Below are 23186 nucleotides of genomic sequence, written 5' to 3' on the forward strand. Positions count from 1 at the left end.
GATCGCCGCGAGGGCGTCCGTATTCTCGCGGCGTGAGCGCTCTCATCCTGGTCGCGGAGGACGACGAGAACCAGGCCGAGCTCGTCCGCCGCTATCTCGAGCAGGATCATCACCGGGTGCTCGTCGTCCGCGACGGTCGGGACGCGCTCGACGTCGTCCGCGCTCACCGGCCAGAACTCGTCGTGCTGGACCTGATGCTGCCGGGCCTGGGCGGGCTCGACGTGTGCCGGGCCTTGCGGGCCGGTGAGGATCAACCCGACGTGCTGGTGCTCATGCTCACGGCGCGGTCCACTGAGGACGATCTGCTGCACGGGCTCGGGATCGGCGCCGACGACTACATGACCAAGCCGTTCAGCCCGCGCGAACTGGTGGCGCGGGTGCGGACGTTGCTCCGGCGGCGTCCTGCCGCCCGGCCCGCACCGTTGCTGACGGTCGGGCCGATCGTGGTCGACCCCGTGCGGCACGAGGTCACGGTGCGCGGTGAGCAGGTCGAGTGCACGCCCGGCGAATTCGGGTTGCTGGAGGTGCTCGCGTCCGAAGTGGACCGGGTGTTCAACCGCGAGCAGTTGCTGGAGCGGATGCACGGCATCGACAGCTTCCTGACCACCCGCACGATCGACACGCACGTGAAGAACCTGCGCCGCAAGATCGAGGCCGACGCCCGCGCGCCCGAGCACCTGGTCACCGTCTACGGCATCGGCTACAAGCTCACCGCTGGACGCCGTGATGCGCCGTAGCGTCTTCACCCGGCTGCTCGTGGTCGTGGTGCTGATCGCGGTGTGCTCGATCGCCGCGACCGCGTGGCTCGCCACCCAGCTGACCCAGGCGTCGATCGCCCGTGAGCAGGGCCGCGAACTGGCCTCGGACAACAAGATCTACGCCACGCTGCTCTCGTACGCCACCGGGCATCGGGACTGGTCCGAAGTGGACGGTTGGCTGGAGTCGCTGGTGACCGAGCATCCGCACCGCCGCATCGCGCTGGTCACCAAGGACGGCAGGACGATCGCGGACCTGGGTGGCGACGGCGGTCAGCTGCCCGCGACGGCCGCGGCGGTGGTGGATCCGCTGGCGGTCGATCCCGTGCTGGTGCCGGACGCGCCGGCCGACCGGATCGACGAGCGGGTGCTGGGGCCGTTCCGCACGCCGATCGGCTTCCGCGACCGCGAGGACCCCACCGGGTCGCTGGTCTGCCTGCGGCTGGTCAAGCGCAAGGAGGTGAGCATGGACTGCCGGGACTCGCAGCTGCCGTTCGACACCGCCGCCGACTTCTACGCGTTGCTCGACCTGGAGGACCTGGTCAACGCCTGCCTGGCACGCAAGTCGCTGCCGCAGGTCGAGCTCGACCCCGACTACACCCCCGCGGTGAAGCAGACGACCGGCCTGGCGATCCCCGACGAGCCCACCGTTGCCGCATGTGTCGCCGCGGGCCGCAAGGAGCAGCTCACGCCGTATGTGCCGCCGCCGGCCCTGCTCTACCTGACGAACCCGTCGGGTCCGCCGACCGCCGCGATCTCGTTGTCGGGCAACGGCTGGCAGGTCGTGGGTGCCGCGGCGGCGGTGCTGCTGGCCGCGGTCGGGGTGACGGCGCTGGCCGGCGCGCGGATCACCCGGCCGCTCAGGGCGCTGACCGCCGCGGCGCAGCACATGTCCGGCGGGAGCGACATCCCGCCGGTGCCGGTGCGCGGTCAGGACGAGATCGCGGGGCTGACCAAGGCGTTCAACACGATGGCGGCGAACCGGGCGCAGCTGGAGCAGGCCCGCAAGACGATGGTCAGCGACGTCGCGCACGAGCTGCGGACGCCGCTGAGCAACATCCGGGGCTGGCTGGAGGCGGCGGAGGACGGGGTGAGCGATCTCGACCCCGCGCTGGTCACGTTGCTGCTCAAGGAAGCGCTGGTGCTCCAGCACGTGGTGGACGACCTGCAGGACCTCGCGGTGGCGGAGGCGGGCTCGTTGCGGCTGACGATCGAACCGGTGCCGGTGCTGGCCGCGTTCGAGCAGGTCCGCGCGGCGCACGAGGCACGGGCCGCGCAGGCAGGTGTCACGTTGTCGGTGGCCGCGGACCCGTCGCTCGTCGTCCGGGCGGACGCGTTGCGGCTCAGGCAGATCCTCGACAACCTCGTCGCGAACGCGTTGCGGTACGTGCCGCCCGGCGGTTCGGTGACGGTCAGCGCGGTCGAGGAAGACGGCGTGGTGATCTCGGTGGAGGACACCGGAGCGGGCATCTCGGAGGCGGATCTGCCGCACGTGTTCGACAGGTTCTGGCGCGCGGACAAGTCACGGGCCCGCAGCACGGGCGGCAGCGGACTGGGGCTGGCGATCGTCCGCAAGCTCGTCGAGGCGCACGGCGGGACGGTCGGTGTGATCAGCACGACAGGGCGGGGAACCACGTTCACCCTCCGGTTGCCGGAACTCACCTGATACTGCCAGCGTTAGTCCGCTGGAGAGGAAACCGGTGATTGTTCCCATGCCCACGAGCGCGCCCCGTCGCACGGGCTCGTTCGTACTGACCGAGGACGTCGCCGTCCGGGTGACCGGACAGGCCCGTACCGCGGCGGCTCTGCTGCGCGAGCACATCTTCGCGCAGACCGGCTACCTGCTCGCGGAGTCGCCTGACGGCATGCTGATGGTGTCGCACGATCCCGCCATGCGCGGGCTCGGCCCCGAGGGCTACGCCTTGCTGGTCAGCAACGACGCGGTGATGCTGCGGGCGGGCACCCAGGCAGGGCTGCGGCACGGCGTGCAGTCGTTCCGGCAGCTGATGACCCGTGACGCCACGGTGCGCGCGGCCGACGTGCGGGACTCCCCCGCGTTCGCCTGGCGCGGCGTGTCGAGCGCCATGCTGGCGCCGGCCGAGATGCGCAAGGCCATCGACAAGATGGCCGCCTACAAGCTCAACGTCCTGCACGTGTTCCCCGAGGGTGATCCCGACGCGTTGCGTGATCTCGTCGAGTACGGCCGCGACCACGGCGTCACCATCGTCCCGGAGCTCAGCCCGGCCACGATCGAGCTGCTGGACCTGTTCCCGAGCCGCTGGGTGCACATCGGCAGCGCCAAGCTCAGCACCAGGTTCGGCGAGCTGCTGCACCGGCACGGCCGCCTTCCGGTGCGGTGGCACGACGGGAACGCCACCGTTCTCGGTCCGCACGGCAGGCTCGCCGAGGGCGACGACGGACTGCGCGCCATCGCGACCGCGGGCTGGGTCGGCGGTGGTGGCACCACGTCCGCCGTGGCCCCCGCCTGGACGTAGCTGTTCACACCCGCCGATTGATCGCAGGTCACGCCGGGCCGCCGTTCACATGTTTATCGTTGAATTACCGGTCCGGCGCGATCGCAAAGCCTCGCGAGTTTGTCGAAGTCTGCGCCGAATGCCGCAACCGACAGTTTCGCAAGACGGCAGAACAGCGGAAATACCGCTGCACCCGGCCCTGCCGGTCACATTTGTGAACGATCTCCCGTGCCTGTCCATTGGCTGTTGCACCACCTCCATGACCTGGTCCGACTCCCCTGCGGCGTGCCATTCTTCGTGCTGTGCGCCTGCTGCTCGTAGAGGACGACAGGGAGCTGGTGGAGTTGCTCTCCGCCGTGTTCCGAGGGGACGGACATGTCGTGGACATCGCGTTGGACGGGCAACGCGGACTGCATCTCGCACTGACTCGGCCATATGACGTGGTCGTGATAGATCGCGGACTGCCCGTTGTCGACGGGCTCGATCTCCTTTCCCGGTTGCGTTCCCGGTCCATACGAACGCAGGCATTGGTTTTGACGGCAATGGGCACTGTTCGCGATCGAATCGACGGCCTCGACGCCGGTGCGGACGACTATCTGATGAAACCGTTCGACCTGGGCGAGCTGCGTGCACGACTGAGAGCGCTGTACCGGCGGGCCGCGGAGCTGGCGGTGGTGTTGCGGATCGGCGCCGGCCGCCTCGAGCTGGAGCAACACCAGGTGGTGCTGCCCGACGGCGAACGGGTACCGCTGACCGCCAGGGAGTTCGCCCTGCTGCGGGTGCTCGCCACCCACCCCGACACCGTGCACACGCGGGCCTCGCTGCGGCGGACCGTCTTCCACGACGCCCCCTCGCCGTCCATTGTGGACACCTACGTGCACTACCTGCGGTCCAAGGTGGGGCGCACGGTGGTCCGGACGGTGCAGGGCGTCGGCTACCGGTTGGGGGCGCTGTGACGACGTGGGCCGAGGCCGAACGCGCGGAGGTCCGGCGGGCGCGGCTGCGGGTCAGCGTGCTGGTGGGTCTCGCGATCACCGTGATGATCGCGTTCGTCGGCGCTATCGCGTACGTGGTCATGGTGCAGGCGCAGGAAACGCAGGTGGCGCGCGAACTCCGGTACAACGCCCGGTTCGGCGTACCCGATGTCGCGCCGCGATGTGCGTGGGTGTTCGTACTGGAAAACGGTGTGCTCGACGAGGGCGTGCTGACGGTGCCGGACGGGTTCCCGTTGCGCGGTGACCTCGACGCGGTGCGGTCCTCGGGCGCCGCGGTGGAGCGTGACGTCTCCGCGAACGGCACGGAGTACATGGTGTTCACGACACCGGGCGCGGATTCCACGACGGTGCAGGCGGTGTTCGACATGCGGTACCTGCTGGCCGACCGCCACCACCTGCTGCTGGCCCTGGGGATAGCGCAGGTGGGCGGACTGCTCGCGGCGGCGTTGATCGGCCTCGGGGTCAGCCGCCGCACGGTCGGTCCGCTGGCAGAAGCGCTGGCCAGGCAACGGCAGTTCGTCACGGACGCGAGCCACGAACTGCGCACCCCGATCGCACGGGCGTATCTGCGCGCCCAGTTGCTGTCGTCGGCCGCGAACCTGCCCGACGACCAGCGGGACGGCCTCGACGCGCTCGCCAGGTCGATTCGCGGGCTGTCGGACGTGGTGGACGACCTGTTGCTGTCGGCGCAGCTCAACCGGGAGTTCGACGGGCAGCCCGTGGACCTCGCCGCGGTGGCCGAGTCCGCGGTGACCGGGGAGAGCGAACGGGCGGCGGAACGCCGGATCACTCTGTCCATGGAGCTTCCGGGTGGTCCGCTGGTGGTGTTCGGCGTGGAGACCGCGCTGCGGCGGGCGGTGGACGAACTGCTGGCCAACGCGGTCCGGCACACGCCAGAAGGAGGCCGGATCTCGGTGCGGGTGGCGCAGCGGGACGGGCACGCGGAGGTGACGGTCGCGGACACCGGGGACGGGTTCGAGGCGGTGGAGGCCGAGCGGCTCTTCGACCGGTTCCGCCACGGGCACGGCGAGAAGCGCTTCGGACTGGGGCTGGCCCTGGTCCAGGAGATCGTGACCGGGCACGGCGGCACGGTGAAGGCGTTCGGACATCCGGGCAGGGGCGCTCGCTTCACACTGAGATTGCCGATGACGGGACCGGATTCGGCGCCACAGCGGGAGAGGATCACGTCCGCCTGCCCGTGATCACCCCTGCCATGGTCACCACTGCCTGCTGGTGACCACGTCCGCGGCGACCCGGACGTCCACGTCGAGCGGCCGGTCCGGGTCGACCGGCTCGATCGCGTCGGCGAGTGCGTCCAGCAACGCGGCACAACGCGGCGCGGTCGGCCGCCTGCCGCCCACGTGCACGGCCTGCCGCAACCCCAAGGCGAGCGAGCCGCACAGCAACCGCAGCAGTTCGGCGAGGTCGTAGGCGCGCAACGCGGACTGGGTGCCGAACGGCACGACGTCCTGGTTGTGCAGGTTCGTCGGCAGACTCTGCGTGCTGGCAGGAAGAACGTTGCGCCGGATCTCGGCGATGAACGCGGTCGTGGCCAGCTGCACGCCCTGCAACCCGTGCTGCTGGCCGGGTCCGGCGGCCAGCATCGGTGGCAGGCCGGTGTTGCGGGCCGGGTCGACCAGCAGGTCCAGCTGCCGTTCCGCCAGGTTGCCCAGTGACGCCGTGACCATCGCCAGCACGTCGGCGGCGAACGCGGCGGGCTGGCCGAAGAAGTTGCCGCCGTGCGCCACCAGGTCGTCGCCGGGGAAGAACAACGGGTTGTCGCTGACCCCGCCGAGGTCCGCCGCGACCACACCGTCCACGTAGCGCAACGCGTCCTCGGCCGCTCCGAGCAGCTGCGGCGCGCACCGGATGCTGTACGGCTCCTGCAACGCCCGCGATCCGCTGGGACTCGTTCCTTCCAGCAACCCTCGCATGTCCGCGGCGACCGACACCGCGCCGGTGTGCCCGAACGCGGCGATCAGCCGTGCGTCCAGGAATCCCGGGTCGGCACCGAGCACGTCCACCAGCAGGCAGGTCAGGTCCGCAACCGCCCGATGCGAAGCACGCACTGAGGACAGCGCGAGAGCCGTGGCCGCAGTGGTGACGGACGTGCCGTTGACCAACGCCAAGGCGTCACGGCCGTCCAACTCCAAAGCCGACAGTCCCGCAGAAGTCAGAGCCTCCGCGGCGGGCAATCGGACGCCGTCGAGGTAGGCGTGCCCGCGGCCGCGCAGTGCTTGAGCCGCATAGGCGAGCGGGATCAGGTCACCGCTGGCACCGACGGATCCGTAGCGCGGGATCGCCGGCACGAAGGTGGTCCCGAACATCGCAGCGAGGCCGTCCACGACGTGTGCCGACACGCCGGACAATCCCTGGGCCAGCGACCAGGTTCGCACCAGCATCGCGGCGCGGGCGATGTCCAGTGGCAGGTCGGGGCCTTGGCCCGCACCCAGGTGTGCCAGGGTGTTGTCGCACTGGTCAGCCTCGGAGGCACGGCCCGCGAAGCCCACCAGGGCGCCGAACCCGGTTTTGGCGCCGTACACCGGTCGTTCGTCGTCGGCGAGCACCGTGCGCAGGTACGCGCGGCCCTCCGCGACGCGGTCCGCGACGAGTGCGCCGACCTGCACGTGCAGCGGCTCGGAAGCCCGCAGCAGGTCGGTGATGGCGAGCGGCGAACCGAGGTCCACGGACGTGTCTGCAGCGGTCGTGGTCACGGCACGGACGGTAGGCAGCCGATCTCAGAAAGTTCTGAGATCGCGTGGGTAGCTTCCCCGTCCATGGCGCACGACTACCTGATCATCGGCGCGGGACCGGCCGGTTTGCAGCTCGCCGCACTGCTGGAGCGGGACGGTCGCGACTACGCCGTCCTCGAACGCGGCAGCGGGGCCGGCACGTTCTTCACCCGCTATCCGAGGCACCGCAAACTCATCTCGATCAACAAGGTCCACACCGGGGCCAAAGATCCCGAACGACGCATGCGGATGGACTGGAACTCGCTGCTGCTCGACGATCCGGACCTGCTGTTCACCCGCTACAGCCCGAAGTACTTCCCGGACGCCGACGACATCGTCCGGTACTTCCAGGACTGCGCGGCCACTCTGAAGATCCAGTACGACATCGATGTCACCACGGTCGAACGCGACGGCGACGAGTTCGCCGTCACCGCCCGCGGTGGACAGACCTGGCGGGCGAGGAACCTGGTGATGGCCACCGGGGTCTCGCAGCTGTACGTGCCGGAGATCCCCGGCATCGAGCACGTCGAACGCTACGACACCTTCGACACCGACCCCGAGTCGTTCACCGACCAGCGGGTGCTGGTGATCGGCAAGGGCAACTCGGGTTTCGAAACCGCCGACGCACTGGTCGAGCACGCGGCCGTGATCCACGTGGCTGGGCCGCACTCGGTGAAGCTGGCCTGGCAGACCCACTACGTCGGGCACCTGCGCGCGGTGAACAACAACTTCCTCGACACCTACCAGCTCAAGAGCGAGAACGCGGTCATCGACGGCTCGATCGAACGCATCGAGCAGCGGCCGGAGGGCGGGTTCCGCATCCAGTTCCGCTACGCCCGCACGGTCGAGAAGCTGCGCGAGCTGGAGTACGACCGGATCATCGCGTGCACCGGGTTCCGGTTCGACGCCACGATCTTCGCGGAGAACTGCCGGCCGTCGCTGATCATCAAGGACCGGTTCCCGCAGCTGACCTCGGCGTTCGAGTCGACGAACATCCCCGGCCTGTACTTCGCGGGCACGATCACGCAGTCCCGTGACTTCAAGAAGTCGACCAGCGGGTTCATCCACGGCTTCCGCTACGGCGCCCGCGCGCTGCACCGCGTTCTCAGTGCCCGCAACCACGCCGTTCCGTGGCCCGGCAGGGATCTGGAGCTGTCCCCGGAGGCGATCAGCGACGCGCTCATCGCCAGGGTGAACACGTCCTCGTGTCTGTGGCAGCAGTTCGCGGTCGTCGGCGACGTCGTGACGGTCGACGCGGACTCCGCGCGGTACGAGGAGGAAGTGCCGGTCGCCTACGTGGCCGACGGCGGCCTCGGCCCGGCAGAGCACCGGTTCGTCGCGACGCTCGAGTACGGACCGGACCACGACACCGTCGACCCGTTCGACATCACCATCCCGCGCGTCGCCGAGAACGACCCTGTCAACGCGGCCGACGCGAGCTACCTGCACCCGGTGGTCCGCCACTACCGCCACGGCGTGCTCGCCGCGACCCACCACCTCGCGGAGAACCTCGAGAACCACTGGGACGTGCCGGAGGTGCACCAGCAGCCGCTGGCCGTGTTCGTGAAGGAATGCCTTGCCGGCGCGTGACGCCGAGCCGTTCCCGCGCGCGGTGCTCGACGTGCTCGGCGCCGCCGCGGACCGGCCGGTGTTCGAGCACGGCACCCGCGTGGTGACCGGTACCGAGATGCTCGACCTCATCGCGCGGATCGCGACCGGGTTGCGCGCCAACGGACTCGGCCCTGGTGACGGGGTCGCGCTGCTGCAGGGCGTGCACCCGGAGGCGTTCGCCACGATCCTCGCCGCGCACGCGGTGGGCGCGCGGGTCGTGGGTGTGCGGCCAGGACTGACCGAGGCCCAGGTCGAACACCTGCTCAGCCTCGACATCAAACTCGTGGTCCGCGACACCGACGATCTCGCCAGAAATCCAGCCGAACCACTGCGCTGCGACGGCAGGCCGGACGACATCGCCCGGCTCATCCACACCAGCGGCAGCACCGGTGCACCCAAGGCGTGCGCCCAGACCTATGCATCCATGACGAACGCGTGGACCGCCCGGCCCGACGCGTGGCCACCCGCGATCCGGGAACTCGCGACCAGGCTCGACCGGTACCTGGTGTTCGGATCGCTGTCGAGCCAGGTGATGTTCGAGTACGCGATCCTCACCCTGACCGCCGGTGGCACGGTCGTCGTCGCGGACAACCCCAGCGCCATCGCTCAGCACCGAGCGACCGCGCGCGTGATCACCGTTCCTGGTCTGGCAAAGCTCGTCGCCGGCCAGCGCCACTCCCCCGCGGACCTGTCGACCTTGCGTGCGTTGCTGGTCTCGGGCTCGCCGCTGACGACCGAACGCCACCGCGAAGCCCTGGAAGTGCTGGGGCCGGTGCTGTTCCACGGTTACGGCCAGACCGAGACCGGGATGATCTCGATGGCCACGCCCGCGGATCCGCCCGGCACGGTCGGGAAGCCACCGGTCGACGTGGAGATCCGCGACGGCGAGCTGTTCGTCCGCACTCCTGGCCAGGCGAGCGGGTACTGGGCGAACCCAGAGGAATCGGCCGAGGTGTTCGTGGACGGCTGGATCCGCACCCGCGACCTGGGCAGGTTCGACGCCGACGGCTACCTGCACCTGACCGGCCGCGCCAGGGACGTCGTGATCGTCAACGCGAACCTGCACTACATCGGCCCGATCGAGCACGTGATCGCCGAGCACCCGGACGTCGCAGAGGCCTACGTCGTCGCGGTACCGGACGACGACACCGGCGAAGCGGTGCACGCATTCGTCGTGCCCAGAGGTGATCGCGTTCCCGAGCTGGCCGAGCTGCGGCAGCTGGTGACCGAACGGCTGGGCGCGGCCTGCGCACCTGTTCAGGTCACCGCGATCACCGAACCTCCTGTCGCCCCGAGCGGCAAACCCGACAAGCGCAAGTTGGCCGAAGTGGTGAACACCGCGTGAGGAGAGAAGTCGTGTCCAGCGAGGTTTCGACCGAGTGTCTCGTGATCGGCGCCGGTCCGGCGGGGCTGCAGGCGTCCTACCTGCTCAAAAAGGATGGCCGTGACCACCTGGTGCTGGAGGCGGGACCGGCGGCGGGAACGTTCTTCACCCGCTTCCCCCGGCACCGGCAGCTGATCTCCATCAACAAGATCTACACCGGCTGGGACGACCCCGAGTTGAACCTGCGCGTCGACTGGAACTCGTTGCTCAGCGACGATCCCGACCTGCTGTTCACCGGCTACACGCCGCGCTACTTTCCCCACGCCGACGACATGGTCCGCTACCTGGGCGACTTCGCCGTCAAGAACGACCTGCCGATCCGCTACGACACGCGCGTCGTGTCGGTGAACAGGCCGGACGACTTCGTGGTGCGCGACCAGCACGGCGTCACCTACCGGGCCAAGCGGATCATCGTGGCCACGGGCGTCTCCCAGAAGTACGTGCCGGACATCGAGGGTGTCGAACACGCCGAGCACTACTACGACGTGTCGGTCGACCCGGCCGAGTTCACCAACAAGAAGGTGCTGATCATCGGGCGCGGCAACTCGGCGTTCGAAACCGCGGACGCCCTGATGGAGACCACGTCGGTCATCCACCTCGCGGGCCCCGGTTCGCTGAAACTGGCATGGCAGACCCACTTCGTCGGCCACCTGCGCGCGGTGAACAACAACTTCCTCGACACCTACCAGCTCAAGTCGCAGAACGCGTTGCTGGACGGGCACATCGCGGGCATCCGGCGCGACGGCGACGACTACCTGGTCAAGGTCAGCTTCCAGCGGGTCGACGAGGTGATCAAGGAGATCCGCTACGACCGGGTGATCCTCGCGACCGGGTTCCGGTTCGACGCCTCGATCTTCGCGCCGGAGTGCCGGCCGCAGCTCACGATCAACTCGCGTTTCCCCGACCAGACCGCGGCGTGGGAGTCGGTGAACGTCCCGGACCTCTTCTTCGCGGGCACGATCACGCAGATGCGCGACTTCAAGAAGTCGACCAGCGGGTTCATCCACGGCTTCCGCTACGGCGTCCGCGCGCTGCACCGGATCGCGGAACAGCGGTATCACGGCGTGGACTGGCCGAGCCGTGCCGTGGCCGCCGAGGACGTCACCGAGGCGATCATCGAGCGGGTCAACCGGACTTCCGCGCTGTGGCAGCTGTTCGCGTTCATGTCGGACGCGGTGCTCATCGGTCCCGACGGCGCCGTGCGGTACGTCGAGGAGGTTCCGGTCGCGCACCTGCACGAGGCGGTGGCGCGGGGCGAGTTCGGTGACGTCGAGACGTACCTGACGGTGACGCTGGAGTACGGCGCGGACCACGACAAGGTCAACCCGTTCGACATCACCGCCGGCCGGAACTCGCAGCAGGACACCAGCGGGCTCGACGGCCGCTACCTGCACCCGGTGGTCCGCCGGTTCCGTGCCGGTGACCTGGTCGACGAGCACCACGTCACCGAGAACCTCGAGAACGAGTGGGACAGCGAGAAGGTGCACAAGGCGCCGCTGCGGGCGTACCTCCGGTGAACCCGGTGCTCGCGGAGCTGCACGACAAGGCACGCGCGGTGCTCGACCCCGTCCACTACGACTTCTTCGCGGGCGGGGTCGGGGACGAGGTCGTGCTCGCCGAGAACGAGGCCGCGTTCCGGCGCCTGGCCCTGCTGCCACGGGTGTTGCGGGGCAAGGAGATCAGGGACGACTTCCCGGTGCTGATCTCGCCGACCGCGTTCCACAAGCTCGCGCACCCCGACGGTGAGCTGGCGACGGCACGGGGTGCGGCGGGCACGATCCTGGTGTCCAGCATGGCTTCGACCGCGCCGATCGCGGACGTCGTGGCCGCCGCGACCGGGCCTGTGTGGTTCCAGCTGTACCTCCAACCAGATCCGCGCGTCACGGAAGCCCTGGTGCGGCGGGCGGAACGAGCCGGATGCGAGGCGTTGGTCGTCACGGTCGACTCCCCCGTGTTCGGCAGGCACCGCAGGGACATCGCGAACGGGTTCCACGACCTGCCTTCCGGGTTGGCGGCGGAGAACATGCGCGATCTCGCCGGTGTCGCCGGTCCGCGCGATATCGAGATGGCGGCGTTCTCGTGGGAGGACGTCGACCGGTTGTGCGCGTCGACATCGCTCCCGGTGTGGTTGAAGGGAGTTCTCCACCCCGCCGACGCGGTGCTCGCGGTCGGGCACGGGGTGGCGGGGATCTTCGTGTCCAACCACGGCGGCCGCCAGCTCGACGTCGTACCGGCGGCACTGGACGCGTTGCCCGCGGTGGTGAAGGCGGTGGGCGGGCGGGTTCCGCTCGTGCTCGACGGCGGTGTCCGAAGTGGAGGTGACATCGCGTTGGCGCTGGCGATGGGAGCTTCGTCGGTCGGCATCGGCAGGCCGGTGTTGTGGGGGCTTGCGGCCGATGGTGAGGCGGGCGTGCACCGGGTCCTCGGCGTGCTGCGGGACGAGTTCGAGCACGTCCTCGCGCTGTGCGGCGGGGAGTTGAGCCACGACATGGTGGTGGTCCGGTGCTGAACTGGTTGCCGGCGCGCGTGGTGGCGTTGCGCGCCAAGGTGTTCGAGAAGGTCAACGGCGACAACGCGATCACGTTCCCCAACGACCAGGTCGGCCCGGACCGTTTCCTGGAGCTCTACAGCCATCCCGCCGCGAACGGCCGCAGCAAGGGTGCCGGGTTGTCGGACCTGTTCTGGTACTGGCTCTCCCCCGGCCCCGAGGTGCACCAGGAACACCTGGAGGCAGGGCCGCGCTACGACGACGTGGCGCGCGCGACCCGCGCGTTCCTGGCGGGACCAGCGGAAACCCTGTCGACGCTGGCCAGGAACTGCACCGGCCGCGTGCTGGACGAGGCCCTGGCCGGATCGGTCACCCACGTCCGGTTGCGCGAGCTGATGATGCCGATCTGGGCCGAGTACTTCTACGAGCTGGTCTTCGGCGAACCTTGCCCGCGCGCGGCCCGCGATCTGATCGTCGGGCACGCCGACGACGTCGTGACCTCGTTGAAGTGCACGGGTTTGCGCCACCCAGCCCGCCGCGCCCGCCTGACGCGGTACCTGGAGGAACGGCTCGAGGACGTCCAGCACCCGCTGCCCACCACGTTGTCCGAGATCGAGCAGGTCCACTACTTGCAGGGCACCTACTTCAACACCGCCGTCGTGCAGATGTCGGAGGCGATGGCCCACCTGCTGCTCGCGCTGGCCCAGCACCCGGAGGTCGCGGCACGACTCGCGGAGAACCCCGACGACGACAGGTACTTCGCCCACGTGCTCGACGAGACCTTCCGCCTCTACCCGTTGTTCGGCATCGCACACCGCATCACGACCGCCGACATCGAACTGGACGAGCACACGACGTTCCCGGCCGGTTCGGTGCTGTGCTTCAACTATCCCGCCTACCACGCGACCGGATACGCGAACCCGGACGAGTTCGAGCCCGGCCGCTGGGAACGCACCGCGGCCCGCAACGAGCACCACATCCCGTTCGGCATCGCCGCCAACCGACCCTGCCCGGCGTGGCGGCTCTCCCCGATCGCGATGCGCGCGGCCACGAGAGTGGTGCTGCGCCGCGTGACGCTGCACTCCTCCGTGACGCACACCCGTTCGTTGCCGAGCCGCGGCCCGTGCCTGCTCGTCCGCGACGGCACGGTTCCCCGCTCCCGCTTGGCCTTCATGCGCGTGCGCGACCGCTGGGAGGACGTCTGGCGCAGCGTCGTCCAGCTCATGCTCGGCACCGCGATGGTGCTGCACGCCCACCGGCTGCGGCTGGCGGGCCGTTATTTCGACACGCACGACACGCAGGGTTGCCCGGTCCGGCACTAACCCCAGGAGATCCCGGTGAACCAGATCCACTTCGCCTTGCAAGTCTTCGCCGCGCTGGCGGTGGTGCTCGTCGCGACGACGGTGTGCGGGCGCCTCGCCATGCTGGTCCGGCAACCCAGGGTCGTCGGCGAGATGGTCGCCGGCGTCCTGCTGGGACCGGCGCTGCTCGGTGCCGTGGCGCCTGGCGTGCAGGCCCAGCTCTTTCCCGCCGACGTCAAGAGCACCCTCTACGTGCTCAGCACGATCGGGTTGACGTTCTACATGTTCCTCGTCGGGTCCTCTTTGGACCACGGCATGACCGCCGGGTCCAACGCCCGACGCGCCGGGGTGCTCGCCGTGTCCGGCATCGTGCCGACGTTCCTGCTCGGCGCGGGCGCCGCGGTGATCTTCTTCGACTCGCTCAGCCCCGAGGGGTCGAGCCTGTGGGTGTTCATGCTGTTCCTCGGTGGCGCCCTGTCGATCACCGCTTTCCCGATGCTGGCCCGGATCCTGCAGGAACGCGGCATCGCGAACACCCCGATCGGCGGCCTGACCCTGGTCGCCGCGGCGATCGACGACGCGGTGGCGTGGGGCTTCCTCGCGCTGATCATCGCGGTCGGCACCTCCGGCAGCCCCGCCGGCGCGTTGCGCACCATCGGCGGCGCCGCCCTGTTCGCGGTGCTGATGCTCACGATCGGCCGCAAATGGCTCGCCAAGCTCGGTGAACGCGCGGAACGCGACGGCAAGCTCAGCCGCGACATGATGGCGATCATCCTGCTCGTCGTGCTGCTCGCCGGCTGGTTCACCGACTTCATCGGCGTCTTCTCGGTGTTCGGCGGCTTCATCACCGGCCTCGCCATGCCCAAGATGAAGGTGATCCGGCACGAGCTCGAAACCAAGCTCACCGACCTCAACTCGATCCTGCTGCTGCCGGTGTTCTTCGCCTTCAGCGGCCTCAACACCCAGGTGTCCGGCTTCGGCGCGGGCGGCGCGCTGTGGTTCCCGCTCGCCGTGATCATGCTGGCCGCGTTCGCCGGCAAGTACCTCGGCTGCGGCCTGGTCGTGCGCGCCCAGGGCTTCTCGTGGCGCTACGCCTCCGCGGTCGGCGGCCTGATGAACGCGCGCGGCCTGATGATCCTGATCTTCATCAACATCGGCCTCGCCTACGACCTGGTGACACCGGAGATGTTCGCGATCCTCGTGCTGGTCGCGATCGTCACCACCGCCGCGGCCATGCCGATCTACCGCGCGTCCCTGCCCGACCACCTGGAAGCACAGGCGGACGTCAAACCCGCTCCGGCTCCGGTCAGGTGACGTCTCGGGCCGGCTGCCGCCGCAGCCGGCCCTTCTTCAGCGCTTGTGGTTGTCGCGGACCGAGTTTGTCCACTGTGGCGCGAAGGATTTACTTCAGTCAGCACTGAAGCTATAGAGAAGGAGGAACTGGCTCCCCGCCAACGAGACCGCGCTACGGTCGGTTTCAGGGGAGGCACTGGGGTGAAGCCGATTTCTGAGTTGCTCGAGGACAACGCTCGACTGCGTGGGAACCAGGAGGCGTACAGCGACAGCAGGCGGTCCGTCACGTGGGCGGAGCTCGCGGATCGCACCGGGCGGCTGGCGGCCGGGCTGGGGGTTGAGCGCGGGGCTCGGGTGGCGTTGCTGCTCGACGACAGCGTGGAGCTGGTCGAAGCGGTCCTGGCGGTGGCGCGGGCCGCGGCGGTGTGCGTGTTGTTGAGTCCGTACGCGACAGAGGCCGAGTTGCGGCAGCTGCTGGACGACTGCGAGCCGTCGCTGGTGATCACCGATCCGCGTCAGCTGCCGAAGCTCCCGGACTCGCTGCGCGTGGTGGTGACCGGGGAGGAGTTCGAGGGGCTCACCGCCTTCGCCGGCTCGCCGCGTGACGACCTCGGGCTCGACGAACCCGCCTGGTTGCTCTACACGTCCGGCACCACCGGGACGCCCAAGGGTGCGGTGTCCACGCAGCGCGCGGGGTTGTGGTCTCCGCTGACCTGCTACGGGCCGGTGCTCGGGATGTCCGCCGGCGACCGGCTGCTGTGGCCGTTGCCGATGTCGCACAGCTGGGCGCACTCGATGTGCATCCTCGGTGTCCTCACGCTCGGCGCCCGTGCTCACCTCTGCGGGCGGGTCGAACCTGGCCGGCTCAAGCAACTCATCAGCGAGTACGCGCCGACCGTGCTCGCGGGAGTGCCGACGACGTACCGGATGTTGCTGGAGACCTCGCCTGCTTCGGCGCCTTCGCTGCGCTTCGCGCTGACGGCGGGTGCGCCCAGTGACGCCGGGCTGCTGGCTGATGTCCGGGCGGCGCTCGGTGTGCCGTTGCTCGATCTCTACGGCACCACCGAGACCTGTGGGGCCATCAGCATCGGGCCGCCGGTCGACGGGGTGTCCGTGCGGATCGACGAGGGCGAGATCCTGGTCAGCAGTCCCGGCTTGTTCTCCGGCTATCACGGCAACCCCGAGGCGACGGCTCAGGCGTTGCGGGACGGGTGGTATCGCACTGGCGACCTCGGGCGGTTCGCGCAGGACGGTCGGCTGCTGGTCACCGGACGGGTCAGTGATCTGATCATCCGCGGCGGTCAGAACGTCGACCCGGTCGAGGTCGAGGCGGTGTTGCTCAGGCTGCCAGGGGTTCGGGACGCGGCGGTCGTCGCACGGCCGGACTCGGTGCTGGGCGAGGTTCCGGTGGCGTTCGTCGTGGGGCCGGCGGACGGCGACGCGGTGGTGCGGGCTTGCGCGGACGTCCTGTCGCCGCACAAGGTTCCGGTGGAGGTCCGGTTCACCTCGGCAATTCCCCGCACGGGTTCGGGCAAGGTGCGGCGGAACGTGCTGCGCGAGGAACTCGGCGAAACAATCCGGTCCGTCTCGTTCGAGAAGCTCGTGCTGGACGAGGTCGCGGCCATGCGCGGTGAACGTCCCAGCGCGACCACGGCCTTCGCGGATTTCGGGATGACGTCGCTGGACGGCACCACCCTGCGGCACCGGTTGAGCGTGCTGACCGGTTTGACGTTGCCCGCGACGTTGGTGTGGGACCACCCGACGCCGGCCGCCGTCGCTCGTCATCTCTCGTCGCTGCTCCACGACGAGGCGCCTGAACCTGTTGTCGCGCGGTCGCAGGAGACCGAGCCGATCGCCGTTGTCGCGGTGGGCTGCCGGTTCCCCGGCGGGGTCAGGTCGCCGGAGGAGCTGTGGCGGCTCGTCGTCGACGGGGTGGACGCCACGAGCGACTTCCCGGCGAACCGCGACTGGGACGTCGACTCGCTGTACGACCCGGAACCGGACCAGGCGGGCAGGACGTACGTGCGGCGCGGCGGGTTCCTGCACGACGCCGCGGACTTCGACGCCGGGTTCTTCGGCATCTCACCGCGCGAGGCGGCCACGATGGACCCGCAGCAGCGCTTGCTGCTCGAGGTCGCGTGGGAGACCGTCGAGCGCGCCGGGATCGCCCCGACCTCGTTGCACGGCAGCAACACCGCGGTGTTCGTCGGCCTGATGCACAACGACTACGCGACTCGGGTCGACGGGCACGGCATCGAGTCGCATCTCGCGCTCGGGTCGACCGGCAGTGTCGCGTCCGGGCGGATCTCGTACGTGCTCGGGCTGCGTGGTCCGTCCTTGACGATCGACACGGCCTGTTCGTCGTCGCTCGTCGCGATGCACCTGGCCGCTCGCTCGTTGCGGGACGGGGAGTGCTCGCTGGCCCTGGCCGGTGGTGTGACGGTCATGTCGACGCCGGGGCCGTTCGTCGCGTTCAGCCAGCAGCACGCGCTCTCGCCGGACGGACGGTGCCGGTCGTTCTCCGCTGATGCCGACGGCACTGGCTGGGCCGAGGGCGCCGGGCTGGTGCTGCTCGAACGGCTTTCCGACGCCCAGCGCAACGGTCATCCCGTGCTCGCGGTCCTGCGCGGATCGGCGGTGAACTCCGACGGCGCGTCGAACGGGCTCACCGCGCCGAACGGGCCGGCGCAGCAGGACGTGATCCGGCGGGCGTTGTCCGACGCGGGTCTGTCTCCGTCCGATGTGGACGTGGTGGAGGGGCACGGCACCGGGACGACGCTCGGTGATCCGATCGAGGCGTCGGCGCTGATGGCGACCTACGGGGTTGGCCGGGAACGTCCGCTGTGGCTCGGGTCGGTCAAGTCGAACATCGGGCACACGCAGGCGGCCGCCGGGGTGGCGTCGCTGATCAAGGTGATGTGGGCGATGCGGGACGGCGTGCTGCCCCGGTCGTTGTACGCGGACTCGCCGTCGCCGCACGCCGACTGGTCCGGGGTGCGGCTGCTGGCCGAGCCGGTGGCGTGGTCGGACGGTGTGCGGCGGGCGGGCATTTCGTCGTTCGGGATCAGCGGGACCAATGCGCACATCATCGTGGAGGAGCCGCCGGTTCTGGAGGTGGAGGCTGCCGGGGCGGCGATCGAGGTGCCGTGGCTGGTCAGCGGGGACGATGAGGAGGGGCTGCGGGCGCACGCTGCCGCGCTCGCTGACGCGGTGACCGATGAGTCCTCATTGGACGTTGGATGGTCGCTGGCGACGAGCAGGGCTCACCTGAGTCACCGGGCCGTGGTTCACGGCGTGGGTGCTCTGCGGGATCTGGCTCGTGGTGTCGGCAACCCTGCTGTCCTGCACGCCACCGCCCAACGCGATCCGCTGCTGGCGTTCCTGTTCACCGGGCAGGGTTCGCAGCGTCCGGGGATGGGCCGTGAGCTGGCCGAGGCGTTCCCCGTCTTCCGCGAGGCCTTCGACGCGGTGTGCGCGGAGTTCGATCTTCCGCTGGCGGAGGCGATCGCGGGACCGTTGATCGACCGCACCGACTACACCCAGCCCGCGCTGTTCGCGTACGAGGTGGCGCTGTGTGCGTTGCTCGGCTCGCACGGCGTGCGGCCCAGTCACGTCGCGGGCCACTCCATCGGCGAACTCGCTGCCGCGCACGTCGCCGGGGTGCTGTCGTTGCCCGACGCGGTCCGGCTGGTGACCGTACGAGGCCGGGCGATGGCCGCGATGCCCCGCGGCGCGATGGTCGCCGTTCGTGCCGATGCGGTGCGGGCCGTGCGGATCGCCGCCGAGTTCGGGGTTTCCGTTGCGGCGATCAACGGTCCTGAGTCCGCGGTGCTGTCAGGCCCTGAGGATGCCGTTGCCGCCATCCCCGGCCGTCGGCTCGGCTCGTACGCGTTCCACTCGGCGTTGCTCGACGGGGTGCTGGACGAGTTCCGCGAGGTGGCGGAGTCCATCACCTATCAGCGACCGACGATTCCGTTCTTCTCGACGCTGACCGGGCGTGAGGAGTCCGAGGCGCTCACCCGGCCCGAGTACTGGGTGCGGCAGGCCAGGGAGACCGTGTTGTTCGCCGACGCCGTCCGGGGTCTGGCCGACGCGGGCGTCTCGGTGTTCGCCGAGATCGGGCCGGCCGCGACGCTCACGGCGTTGGGGCAGGAGTGCGCGGACGGGGCGTTCGTCGCGATGTCCCGTGGCGTGCGGGACGGTCTGGCGACCCTGCACGTGCACGGCGTCGACGTTGACTGGCACGCCGTGTACGCGGGCACCGGCGCACGGCGGTGCGATCTGCCGGTGTACCCGTTCCAGCGCGAGCGTTACTGGTTGCCGCCGAGCACCGCCTCTTCCGGGCCTGTTCTCTCGGTGGCGACACAGCCGTGGCTCGCGGATCATCGCATCGGCGACGACGTCATCGTGCCCGCGACGGCGTTCGTCGAGATGGCCTGGCAGGCGACCGGTGATCGGCTCGACGACCTGGTCGTCCACGAACCGTTGGTGCTGAACGGCGACGCGCAGGTGCAGGTGCTCGTCGATCAGGACCGCAAGATCACGATCTGGGCGCGTCCGGTTGGGGATGGTGCGTGGACGCGGCATGTGAGCGCGTCGGCTGTCGCCAGTGGCGAACCCTCGGACAGTGGTTCGGAGTGGCCTCCGGAGGGAGCCTCGCCGCTTCCCGTTGACTACCAAGGACTTGCCGGGCTCGGGTACCACTACGGGCCGGCGTTTCAGGGTGTGACGGCGTTGTGGCAACGCGGGAACGAGCTGTTCGCCGACGTTTCCGGCGGCCCGCTCCCCTGCCTGCTCGACGCGGCACTGCACTCGGCTCTGCTGGCGGACCCTCGGGGTGCGGTGCGGGTTCCGTTCGCGTTCAACGGGGTTGAGCTGTTTCGAAGCGTTGACGCGGCGCGAGTGCATCTCACGCGTCTCGGCGAGGACGAGCTGCGGGTCGTGCTCACCGATGACGACGGACGTGTGGTGGCGCGCATCGAGTCGTTGGTGACGCGGCCGCTGAAGGTCGAGAACGTCCTGCAGCAGATCGACTGGGTTCCGGTCACTCCGTCGCTGGTGGAGGCCGAGGTCTTCGACACGGGCGTTGGCGGCACTCGAGAGTTGCTCGCGGCCACCCTTGCCCGGTTGCGGGAATGGCTGGCCGCGCCGGATGAACGGCTGGTCGTGGTGACGCATCGGGCCACCAGCGACGATCCGGACCTCGCGGCGGCCGCGGTGTGGGGACTCGTGAGCAGTGCCCAGGCCGAACATCCCGGCCTCGGGCTGGTCGATCTGCGCGGTTCGCAGGATTCGGTGATCTTGACCGACGAGCCGCGGATCGCCGTCTCGGACGGCGTGGCTCTCGTGCCGCGGTTGGCCCCGGCGCCGGAACCTGGCGTTGAGCGGCAGGTGTTCGACGGCACGGTTTTGATCACCGGTGGGACCAGTGCGCTTGCGGAGCCGCTCGCCCGGTATCTCGACGCCGAGCACCTGGTGCTGGCGAGCAGAACTGGTGCCATGCCTGAATGGGCCGCGTCACTCTCGTGTGAGGTCACGGCCGTGGCGTGCGATGTCAGCGACCTGGCCGCCGTCAAGGACCTGGTCTCGTCGTGCGATCGGCTGCGGGCCGTGTTCCACCTCGCCGGGGTGCTGGATGACGGGCTGCTCGCCACGATGACGCCATCGCGCATCGATGCCGTGCTGGCTCCCAAGGCTGACGGTGCGTGGAACCTGCACGAGGCTTCCGCGCATCTCGACCTGTCCGCGTTCGTGTTGTATTCCTCGGCCGCCGGGGTGCTCGGTCGGCCCGGGCAGTCGAACTACGCCGCCGCCAACTCGTACCTCGACGCGCTGGCCCGCCATCGTGTGGCGCGAGGGTTGCCGGCTTTGTCGCTGGCGTGGGGGCTGTGGGACACGAAGTCCGGGATGGGCGCGGACCTGCGGGACGACGGCGTGATCGCGATGAGTCAGGAGACCGGCATCGCGGCGCTCGACCGGGCGTTGCGCACTCCTTCGGCGGTCCTGGTGCCGATCCAGCTGGCGCCTGCTCGGGCTGCCGAGAGGGCTACTGGAAGGGCTAGCGCTGGGTGGGACGACGTCGGGCAGGGGATCCGGGCTGAGCTCGCGGCGGTGCTCGGGTATGCCGATCCGGGGGCGCTGCCGGAGGACAGGGACTTCACGTCGCTCGGGTTCGACTCGCTGACCGCGCTGCAGTTGCGGAACCGGATCAACGCGGCCACCGGGTTGAAGCTGGGCGCCACGGTCGTGTTCGACCATCCGACGCTGCCGCAGCTCACCGCACATGTGCAGGCCGCCCTCGCGACGCCCACCAAGCCCGGAATCGATACAGACTCGCAGGCCCCCTGGGGGGATCGGGTCCCCACTCCAATCATCTCAAGCGGGTCTGACAATTCCGGCGCGCTCAACTCCAGCACCCCACCCTCACGTCCCCAACCGTTCGCCGCCCTCTACCACCGCGTGCTCACCGAGAAGGGCCCGCGGGAAGCCATGGCCATGCGCTTCCTCGCCTCGTACGCCCTCCCCACCTCCACCACGCCAGAACCGGTCACCCCGCTCCAGCTCACCAACGGCGACCAAGACCCGGTCCTGGTGTACCTCCCCAGCTACCTCACCCCCGGCGAACAGGCGCCCCTCCAGCTGGCCCAGCAGTTCGACCACGACCTCTACCTCCTCCCCTACCCCGGCTTCGCCGAGAACGCGCCGATCCCCGCCGACGTCGAAACGTTCCTCGACTCCCACGCGGAATCAGTCCGGCAGCTGGCCGCAAACCGCCCCACCGTCCTCATCGGACACTGCCTGGGCGGAGCCGTGGCCCACGCCATCAGCCCCAGAATCAACGCCAAAGCCGTGATCCTGATCGAAACCGACGAAGGCGTCCTGACCCGAGACGACGACCGCGCACTAGCACTGGTGGCCGGAGAAGCCCGGATCCCACCAGACCACTACACCGTCAGCGACGCAGCAGTCCTCGCCGGCGGCGGCTACGTGCGGATCTTCGACGGCTGGCGACCGCAACCAGGAACAATCCCGACCCTGCTGCTCCAGGCCGGACCCACCCGCGAGATGCTCGCCAGGCACCCGGACCGCGACTGGCGCCCGAGGTGGCCGCTCCCCCACGACGCCGCCGAGATCCCCGGCGACCACGACACCGTGCTGACCGAGCACGCCGGCACGACAGCGGCCGCTATCCGCGAGTGGCTCAGAGGACGTCGATGGTGATCGCGGCCTTGTGCACCTTGCCGCCGTGGGCGAACTCCAGGAACAGCCGGTACTCGCCGCGGTCGGCGAACACGGCCTGGAAGCTCAGTTCCCCGTTGGTCAGCGGGATGCCCGCGAGTTCGATCGGGTGCAGGTGGGTGGCGGACAGCAGCATCGTGTGGAAGCCGGTCATGTGGCCGTTGGCGCCGAGATGGGGTTCCAGGGCGCTCACCGGAACGCCGTCCGGGCCGCGGATCGAGAACTTCAGCTCCTGCGCACGCAACGCGGTCGGCTGGGAAGGCGTGTCCACGCGCGTGACGCGGTAACCGTCACTGACAGTCGCCTCAACAGAAGGAGCAGGCACGGGAACGAAAGTCGTGTCGCCGGGAATGCTGAACGGCACGCCGAGCACGACCGGGTGCCGCGCGTCCTTCGTGTCGAGCGGCACGAACTCGGCGAACATCCGGTACGCACCGCCGTCGGGCAGCGTGAGGGCGGTGTGCCAGGTGTCGCCGTCCAGCACGGGGTGAACGTGCTCGTGCACGTTCATGTCCTCGCGGACGGCGAAGAAGTGCATCTGCTTGGTCTGGTTGTCCAGGAACCTGGTCACAGGCCGGCCTGCGCCGTCGCGGATCCGGAACGCCACGGGCACCGCGGCACCGCGAGCGGCGGGCGTCGTCACCGGCTCGAACCGGTAGCCGCTCTCCACATCGGACAGACCGTCGCTGTGCGCAGCGGGTGCCATCGGTGCCATGTTCTGGTGCTGCATGGGCGCGGCGGTCCTGGCGAACACCATGACCCCGCCGCCGGCCACGACGAGGACGGCGACCAGGGCGAAGATCCAGTCCACGAAACGCAACTTGCGCATGATCACTCCCAGGAGCGGGGGGGGGGGGGGGGCGCCCCCCCCCCCGCAGGGTGAGATAAGCCAGGGGCACCCCGCGGTGGTGTGC

The 23186-nt window shown here is 69.6% G+C and carries 14 protein-coding genes; 12 read left to right on the plus strand and 2 right to left on the minus strand.

Annotation, left to right across the window (positions count from 1 at the left end; all coding sequences use genetic code 11):
• Positions 1–32: 32 nt before the first annotated feature.
• The 5 genes from ACWGE0_RS01570 to ACWGE0_RS01590 all read left to right on the plus strand — a co-directional run bounded on the left by ACWGE0_RS01570 (position 33) and on the right by ACWGE0_RS01590 (position 5426).
• The gene (locus tag ACWGE0_RS01570; protein ID WP_452258923.1) at positions 33–737 is read left to right on the plus strand and encodes a response regulator transcription factor; all 705 of its coding nucleotides are present in this window, start codon (positions 33–35) and stop codon (positions 735–737) included.
• Positions 727–2421, plus strand: a complete 1695-nt coding sequence (locus tag ACWGE0_RS01575) for a HAMP domain-containing sensor histidine kinase (RefSeq protein ID WP_452258924.1) — start codon at positions 727–729, stop codon at positions 2419–2421. Before ACWGE0_RS01570 ends, ACWGE0_RS01575 begins: the two co-directional genes overlap by 11 nt.
• A 34-nt stretch (positions 2422–2455) precedes the next feature.
• Complete coding sequence (locus ACWGE0_RS01580; protein ID WP_452258925.1) at positions 2456–3250, plus strand: glycoside hydrolase family 20 zincin-like fold domain-containing protein; 795 nt, start codon at positions 2456–2458, stop codon at positions 3248–3250.
• A gap of 281 nt (positions 3251–3531) precedes the next feature.
• Positions 3532–4185, plus strand: coding sequence for a response regulator transcription factor (locus ACWGE0_RS01585; RefSeq protein ID WP_452258926.1), 654 nt, complete (start codon positions 3532–3534; stop codon positions 4183–4185).
• Complete coding sequence (locus ACWGE0_RS01590) at positions 4182–5426, plus strand: sensor histidine kinase (RefSeq protein WP_452258927.1); 1245 nt, start codon at positions 4182–4184, stop codon at positions 5424–5426. The genes ACWGE0_RS01585 and ACWGE0_RS01590 overlap by 4 nt, the downstream gene beginning before the upstream one ends.
• A 15-nt stretch (positions 5427–5441) precedes the next feature.
• Here ACWGE0_RS01590 and ACWGE0_RS01595 read toward each other — a convergent pair whose 3' ends face one another.
• On the minus strand, positions 5442–6938 hold the full coding sequence (locus tag ACWGE0_RS01595) for an aromatic amino acid ammonia-lyase (RefSeq protein WP_452258928.1): 1497 nt from the start codon (positions 6936–6938) through the stop codon (positions 5442–5444).
• Positions 6939–7001: 63 nt separating this feature from the next.
• Between ACWGE0_RS01595 and ACWGE0_RS01600 the strand changes: the two genes are divergently transcribed.
• From ACWGE0_RS01600 to ACWGE0_RS01630, 7 genes are all read left to right on the plus strand, one after another.
• A complete protein-coding gene (locus ACWGE0_RS01600; RefSeq protein ID WP_452258929.1) occupies positions 7002–8546 on the plus strand; it encodes an NAD(P)-binding domain-containing protein in 1545 nt (514 codons plus the stop codon).
• Positions 8533–9912, plus strand: coding sequence for a class I adenylate-forming enzyme family protein (locus tag ACWGE0_RS01605; RefSeq protein WP_452258930.1), 1380 nt, complete (start codon positions 8533–8535; stop codon positions 9910–9912). The genes ACWGE0_RS01600 and ACWGE0_RS01605 overlap by 14 nt, the downstream gene beginning before the upstream one ends.
• A gap of 11 nt (positions 9913–9923) precedes the next feature.
• Entirely contained in the window at positions 9924–11468 is a 1545-nt protein-coding gene (locus ACWGE0_RS01610; protein WP_452258931.1) for an NAD(P)-binding domain-containing protein, read from the plus strand.
• Complete coding sequence (locus ACWGE0_RS01615) at positions 11465–12460, plus strand: alpha-hydroxy acid oxidase (RefSeq protein WP_452258932.1); 996 nt, start codon at positions 11465–11467, stop codon at positions 12458–12460. Before ACWGE0_RS01610 ends, ACWGE0_RS01615 begins: the two co-directional genes overlap by 4 nt.
• Positions 12454–13761: a cytochrome P450 gene (locus tag ACWGE0_RS01620; RefSeq protein WP_452258933.1), complete on the plus strand. Its 1308-nt coding sequence runs from the start codon at positions 12454–12456 to the stop codon at positions 13759–13761. The genes ACWGE0_RS01615 and ACWGE0_RS01620 overlap by 7 nt, the downstream gene beginning before the upstream one ends.
• 15 nt (positions 13762–13776) lie before the next feature.
• Complete coding sequence (locus ACWGE0_RS01625; RefSeq protein ID WP_452258934.1) at positions 13777–15054, plus strand: cation:proton antiporter domain-containing protein; 1278 nt, start codon at positions 13777–13779, stop codon at positions 15052–15054.
• Between the two features lie 180 nt (positions 15055–15234).
• Complete coding sequence (locus ACWGE0_RS01630) at positions 15235–22254, plus strand: SDR family NAD(P)-dependent oxidoreductase (RefSeq protein WP_452258935.1); 7020 nt, start codon at positions 15235–15237, stop codon at positions 22252–22254.
• On the opposite strand, the gene ACWGE0_RS01635 is transcribed toward ACWGE0_RS01630, so the two are convergent.
• Positions 22235–23101, minus strand: coding sequence for a hypothetical protein (locus tag ACWGE0_RS01635; RefSeq protein WP_452258936.1), 867 nt, complete (start codon positions 23099–23101; stop codon positions 22235–22237). The two genes, ACWGE0_RS01630 and ACWGE0_RS01635, sit on opposite strands and share 20 nt — an antisense overlap.
• Positions 23102–23186: the final 85 nt, after the last annotated feature.

The sequence above is a fragment of the Lentzea sp. NPDC054927 genome, assembly GCF_053610285.1.